Raw genomic sequence first — 6167 nt, forward strand, 5'->3', positions numbered from 1 at the left:
GCCGTGTTGCCACGACTTTTTCACCATCAGCGCCGATGGTGTTTGCGCTCAGTTGCCCCATCCTCAGTGTAACGATACGCATATTTTTTTAAATATTGTAAAAGCTTAGCCTCATTAGCAAATTCACGCGGATGCTTTTGACCATGCAAACGCAAAGTGATCTTATTGATCTTATCGCGCCCAGTCCAAGTATACGTATGTTCTACAATGAAACGATTCAAGAATTTCCCATCTTTTTTACCAAATTTCAAAACATACACTTTCTCAGGCACCATCAAAGGATTGACATGTTCTTTTTCATATTCGACACCGTGAGCTCGCAAAAAGTTCTTTGTTTTTCTTAACATATAATATCCCCTTTCTCTATATTATCTACTAAATGTTCTCTTTAGTAGATCTTAGCTTAGGTCAAGATCTACTTAACGCAAACATAAGATCTCCTCTTTGACTAACTATATCATTATAGCACCTTTAAGACACAGAAACACTTTTTTGTTTCATTTTTATCAAACTTTACTATAAAAGAGGATCTATCCATCACTTGATGAATAGATCCTCTTTCTTAATAAATCTATCACCCGTACGGGGATCGAACCCGTAACTCCGCCTTGAGAGGGCGACGTCTTAACCAATTTGACCAACGGGCAATTACTACTCTTACTAGTATACTCGTTTTTTTATATTCGTCAACTACTTATGCAAAAATTTTACTAAAAAAAACAAATACGCGCTAAAGAGTAGTAAACAGTATCCAAAACTCAACAGACAAACGAACTTTAACCAAGCTAGCTCAAAATAAATTTGACTCGAATAAAGAAAAAGCGTTCCAACTGACCACCACAGCAATTTTTTGCGTAAAACTTTGAGTTCACTAGGCATTTTTAAAAACGACCTTAAGATCTTTTAGTGGTTGCAATTGGCGATCATAGTATTGGATCACAGTCTGGGTTGGACTTGTTTCAACGATTGCAAAAGTCCCACCTAAGACCTGGTATTTTCCGCGTGGATAACTGATACTTCCTGGATTTAAGACGATCTTACCAGCGATCTTTTCGACCCCAAGTTGATGAGTATGTCCAAAAAAGCCTAAGTTAGCTTTGACACGGTCCATCTCTTTTAAAAAGCTATCCAAACCAAAAGAAACTCCTAAAAGATACCCATGGGCTAATAAGATCTTATCTGTTCCAAACGAAAAAGTCCGCTCTTCTTTAAAAGCTGGCTCGTAGTCACAATTTCCCGTGACCGTACTAAAATAAGCAAAGACCTCATCATCAGCTGAAAGCTCTGAATCGCCACAATGAAACATCGCATCGACTTGATCAAAAAAATTTTCGATCAATTTTAATAAGATCTCTTTATCTCCATGACTATCACTGACAACCAAATATCGCATCTAATCCCACCATTCATCAAATTTTTCCAATAGCATTGCCACAGCTCGTCCACGGTGACTGACCTTATTTTTTTCTTCCATTGAAAGTTCTGCAAAAGAACGCCCTAACTCAGGATAATAAAATAACGGGTCATAGCCAAAGCCACCTGTTCCGTGCTCTTCTTCTAAGATCAAACCATCAACTTTTCCTTCAACAACTAAACGCGTTTTATCTGGTTTGACAACGACGATCGCACAGTGAAAATGGGCACTACGCGCTTGACCTCGAACGTCTTTTAGTTCTTGTAAAAGCTTTGCTTTATTCGCCTGGTCATCGTGATCACCAGCATAGCGAGCTGAATAGATCCCTGGAGCACCTGCTAAAGCATCAACACAAAGGCCCGAATCATCCGCCAAAGTCAAGACGTTTGTTTGTTCAGCTAAAGCAGTGGCCTTTAGCGTAGCATTCTCAATAAATGTCTTTCCATTTTCTTCAATTTCAATCTTTTCAGGCAAGTCATTCAAAGTTACGACCGTAAAACCTTTAGGCGCAAAGATCTGGCGGTATTCACGCGCTTTTCCTTCATTTTTAGTTGCGATCAAAATTTTTTCCACACCGTTCACCTACTCTAAAGAATTTTTATCTGCTCCTTGAGTATAGCATAGTCTAGTAATTTAAGCCATTCAGCGGTTTTACTCAACTTGATCTATGCTATAATGAAAAAGAACACTTTAGAAGGACGTGACCTTTTTTAATGCAAGACAACTTTTATATGTTAGCGACTGCGGCTAATACGACCAAAACAAGTTTAGGCGAAACGATCATCCGCGATGCCTTGATCCCCGATATTTTAGGTAAAGATAATACGATCCTCTATTGGGCAGGAAAACGCCTCGCACGCCTCTTTCCCCTTGCTAAAGATGAAGATTTACCACTTTTTTTTGAACAAGCTGACTGGGGCTATCTCAAACGTGTCAAAGCTAAAAAAGATCAGCAATATTTTGAATTGAGCGGTCCAAGCGTTGAACTACGTCAAAAATTGAATCATAATTGTGAATTTTTACTCGAAGCTGGTTTTTTAGCTGAAACGATCCAACGCCAACTTGGCTTTATCACTGAAGCGATCATCGATAAAAAAACACATGATACGATCACGATCCTCGTCCAGATCGATACAAAAGATCCTCTCGATCTAAATGAGATCGATGAAGTTGAACCTTTGATTTTGACACGACCACAAGCAGATCTCCCCGAAGAATAAATTGCACGATAAAAAAGGGGCTGGGAAAAAACTACTAGCCTGAACTAAAAATACCTGATCAAATCTCGTTTTTGAGAAATTTGATCAGGTATTTTTCTTTTATGCTTGTTTTCGGATCGTTTTTTCAAAAATCCTCCCCCTATTTCTTTGAATAGGTGCCATAATTTTGATATATTGATCGTCAAAAGTATCAGTCCGATCTCATTTCGAACTGCTTTCTCTCCTCTAACATGTACTCGGCGTACGCCAAAATTACCCTTCATATCTCCGAAAATGGTTTCAACATCTGTACGTCTTCTCGCGTAGATCTTTGAACCCTTTTCACTTGAAAGGTCTTCTGTGGCACTATTTTTAAAAAATTCCCAGTTATAATTTATGGCTTTAGTTCGCTGATAGCCTTTAGGCGTCTTAGCTAAGTTTTCAAGTTCTTTAGTAGCCTGGAAAATATCAGCTACATAAACTTTAAAGTTTCTTTTGAATCCATATTTGTCCACACTTGAACTGTATCTTTGAAACTTAAATACTACACCGTCAGGATCTATATAATAATCATCTTCTGCATGATATGATATGATTCCCCTAGAGTGGACACGGAAATAATAAAGATTCTGTGATCACTCTAGGGGGATTTTTTATGTCTAGAAGAACTACTAAACATACACTTGAAGAAAGATACCAGGCAGTCTCCGAGTATCTTAGTGGACAATATAGTAAGTACTTTATCTGCCGGAAATATACCATTTCTAAAAATACATTTGATAATTGGATCAGAAAATACAAAGCTGGCGGTTTAGATGGCTTAAAAGAGTCTAGAACCTGGAAAGAATATTCAGTTGAATTAAAAACAACTGCGGTTCTAGAATATTTAGAAAATGGACGTTCACCAAAGAAAATTTGTGATAAATACAATATTTCGAGTGTTTCGGTTTTACGTAAATGGATCAACTTGTATACTAATGGAAAAGGCTTTAAAGCTACCATTGGAGGTCGTAATAGAATGAAACATGGACGTAAAACTACTTTTAAGGAACGGCTCGAAATAGTTCAGTATACACTTGCTAATAATAAGAATTATCACAAAGCGATCGATAAATATAATGTTTCTTATTCCCAAGTCTATAATTGGGTCAAAAAGTTTGAAGTAGATGGCGAAAAGGCATTATACGATAATCGTGGTAAAACAGTTAAAGATCGTGATTATAAGACTCTTTCTGAAACTGAGCGTCTCAAGCTTGAGATCCTACGTTTGAAAGAACGTAATAAATATCTAGAAGCAGAAAATATCGTTTTAAAAAAATTGGACGAACTCGAAAGGAGGAGATAAGCTTTATACCTAAAAATCTGCGTTTTAAAGCTATTCAGGAAGTTCTTAAAGAGTTTCCACAAATTGAACTCTGGATCCTTTGTGCGATCTTAAATGTATCGCGCTCAGGGTATTATCGTTATTTAACTGCTCCAAAATCACAATGTACTTTGGAAAATGAATGGTTAAGTGAGATCATAAAAAAAGAATTTCATGCTTTAAATGGAATTTACGGTTCTAGAAGAATGACTCTTCTTATCAATCGAAAGTATCAAAAACAATATAACTTCAAACGTATTCGTCGCTTAATGAGAGTCCTTGGTTTATATTCAGTAATTCGTCGCAAACGCCGAGGTTGTACTCGTTCAGAACATTTAAACTACGAAGAAAATACTTTAGGTCGTGATTTTTCCGCTACTAGACCTAATCAAAAGTGGGTGACTGATGTCACTTATTTAGAATATGGCTTAGGACAAAAAGCTTATTTAAGTGCGATCAAAGATCTATACGATGGATCTATCATAAGTTTTGAAATTAGTAAAAGAAATGATAATCGGCTTGTCATGAAGACTTTAGAAAAAGCATTCACGCATTTAAATGAAGCTAATCTACTTCTTCACAGTGATCGTGGATTTCAATATACTTCAAAGGAATATCTTCGGTTGACCTCAAGGCATGGTGTTACAAGAAGTATGTCTCGAGTGGGGAAATGTATCGATAACGCACCAATGGAAAGTTTTTGGAGTCATTTCAAGACAGAATGTTATTATTGGCTAAAATGTGAAACATATGGAGAACTTGTAGAAATGATCGAAAACTATATCAAGTTCTACAATACCCAACGTTACCAAATAAAACTAAACAGCCTGACTCCAGAAGAATACCGGAATCAGGCTGCCTAGAATTTTAATTATTTAGTTGTTCACTTGACGGGTCTCAGATCAATATGTCCAATTTTTGATATTGCGTGGATCTTTTTTGTATTTACGACTCTGTTCTTTTTGATACATTGGATAGGGCATCAATGGGATCTTTTCAAACATATCAGTAACAGCCTGATAGTTAGCTTCATTCCCATATCCAGCGTCCGCCACTATATATTTGAATAGTTCTAAGTTAGTAAAAGATTTTAAAAATGGCACTAATGTCCGTGTGTCCGTTGGGTTAGGAAATATATCATAATGTAGGACAAAGCGACCGCTAGTCGCGATCTGTAAATTGTAAGCAGGCTTTAGTTGCCCATTTTTCATATGATCTTCCTTTAAACGCATAAAAGTAGCGTCATTATCTGTTTTTGAGAAGCTATTTCGTCCCTGAAAGATCTTCCTATTACGTTCGTATCTTTCTTTTCTTGGCAGAAGATCAGTTTGGAGTTTGCGTTTGATGCTTTTTAGTCTTCGACGAGCTCGCTTATTTTTTGAACCACCTTTTATGACTTTAGGTTCAGTAGCGATATCTTCTTCAATCGCATCTAATTTAAGATCGGTCCCCTTAATAAGCTCCTTTATCGCATCACTGGACCCCAGCATATCTTTTGAAATAGCGATATCAACTTGGTGTTGGATCAGCTCGTCATAGGTCTTAGCTACTCTTTCATCAAGCGACTTTTCAAACTTATCAGAAGCATTTTTCCAGGTAAAACTATAGCGATTAGCATCAGCTTCTAATTTAGTACCATCAATAAATAAAGCTTCATCGGCATCTAACATACCATTTTTAGATAGAAGCAAAGTAAACAGCACAAAGGTTTTTTCGATGATCTTTTTAGCATGATCACTTGACCGAAAGTTATTGATAGTCTTATAACTAACAGAAGTATTTCCACTTAACCACATCATTGGAAGATAGTATTGATTCAATTTAGCGATCTTTCTACCAGAAAAGACGGATTCAAGATAAGCAAATAAAGTCATTTTTAAAAGCATAGCTGGATGAAAAGCTGGACGACCGGTATGTGAAGTGTCCTCTAAAAGAATATCTTGGGGGATCGAATCAACAAAGCGACTGATCAAAACAGCAATATGATCATCAGGTAATTTCATTGAATAAGTGATATCTAATTCCAGCTCAGATGTGTTATAATTTTTATACATGGTAGGTCTCTCCTTTATTGGTTTTGGTCAACTTAATATTAGCAAGAGATCGATCATATGAAAAGGCTCACGTTGAAAAAAATTCGACGTGAGCCTCTTTCTTTATTAGAACTGAGTTTTTTCCCAGCCCCTTTTTT

General features: G+C 36.7%; 5 protein-coding genes, 1 tRNA gene and 2 pseudogenes. 2 read left to right on the plus strand and 6 right to left on the minus strand.

The genetic code is table 11. The features are described 5' to 3' along the window. Positions 1-26: 26 nt before the first annotated feature. The 4 genes from QFX10_RS10885 to QFX10_RS10900 form a co-directional block, all read right to left on the minus strand. A complete protein-coding gene (locus tag QFX10_RS10885) occupies positions 27-347 on the minus strand; it encodes a hypothetical protein (protein ID WP_280606239.1) in 321 nt (106 codons plus the stop codon). Positions 348-574: 227 nt separating this feature from the next. After that, a tRNA-Glu gene (locus QFX10_RS10890) sits at positions 575-647 on the minus strand. 224 nt (positions 648-871) lie between these two features. After that, positions 872-1393 (minus strand): metallophosphoesterase, encoded by a 522-nt coding sequence (locus tag QFX10_RS10895; RefSeq protein WP_280606240.1) that lies wholly within the window; start codon positions 1391-1393, stop codon positions 872-874. Further along, positions 1394-1987 (minus strand): XTP/dITP diphosphatase, encoded by a 594-nt coding sequence (locus tag QFX10_RS10900; RefSeq protein ID WP_280606241.1) that lies wholly within the window; start codon positions 1985-1987, stop codon positions 1394-1396. It lies immediately after the preceding gene. 140 nt (positions 1988-2127) lie between these two features. Here QFX10_RS10900 and QFX10_RS10905 point away from each other — a divergent pair, with 140 nt between their 5' ends. Further along, positions 2128-2634: a YslB family protein gene (locus QFX10_RS10905; protein ID WP_280606242.1), complete on the plus strand. Its 507-nt coding sequence runs from the start codon at positions 2128-2130 to the stop codon at positions 2632-2634. A 44-nt stretch (positions 2635-2678) separates the two neighbouring features. Here QFX10_RS10905 and QFX10_RS10910 read toward each other — a convergent pair whose 3' ends face one another. Continuing rightward, positions 2679-3128: a transposase gene (locus QFX10_RS10910; RefSeq protein WP_280606243.1), complete on the minus strand. Its 450-nt coding sequence runs from the start codon at positions 3126-3128 to the stop codon at positions 2679-2681. A 140-nt stretch (positions 3129-3268) separates the two neighbouring features. On the opposite strand from QFX10_RS10910, the pseudogene QFX10_RS10915 reads away from it, so the two are divergent. Continuing rightward, positions 3269-4839, plus strand: a pseudogene (locus QFX10_RS10915) (IS3 family transposase). A 42-nt stretch (positions 4840-4881) separates the two neighbouring features. On the opposite strand, the pseudogene QFX10_RS10920 reads toward QFX10_RS10915, so the two are convergent. Continuing rightward, a pseudogene (locus tag QFX10_RS10920) lies at positions 4882-6030 on the minus strand (transposase); the annotation flags it as partial. Positions 6031-6167 lie beyond the last annotated feature (137 nt).

The organism is Ligilactobacillus faecis (assembly GCF_029889745.1).
Classification (GTDB): domain Bacteria; phylum Bacillota; class Bacilli; order Lactobacillales; family Lactobacillaceae; genus Ligilactobacillus; species Ligilactobacillus faecis.

What these genes read in the sequence shown, in the direction of transcription:
- QFX10_RS10895 (WP_280606240.1), bottom strand. Translation starts at nt 1,393, where the DNA reads ATGCGATATTTGGTTGTCAGTGATAGTCATGGAGATAAAGAGATCTTA.
- QFX10_RS10885 (WP_280606239.1), bottom strand. Translation starts at nt 347, where the DNA reads ATGTTAAGAAAAACAAAGAACTTTTTGCGAGCTCACGGTGTCGAATAT.
- QFX10_RS10905 (WP_280606242.1), top strand. Translation starts at nt 2,128, where the DNA reads ATGCAAGACAACTTTTATATGTTAGCGACTGCGGCTAATACGACCAAA.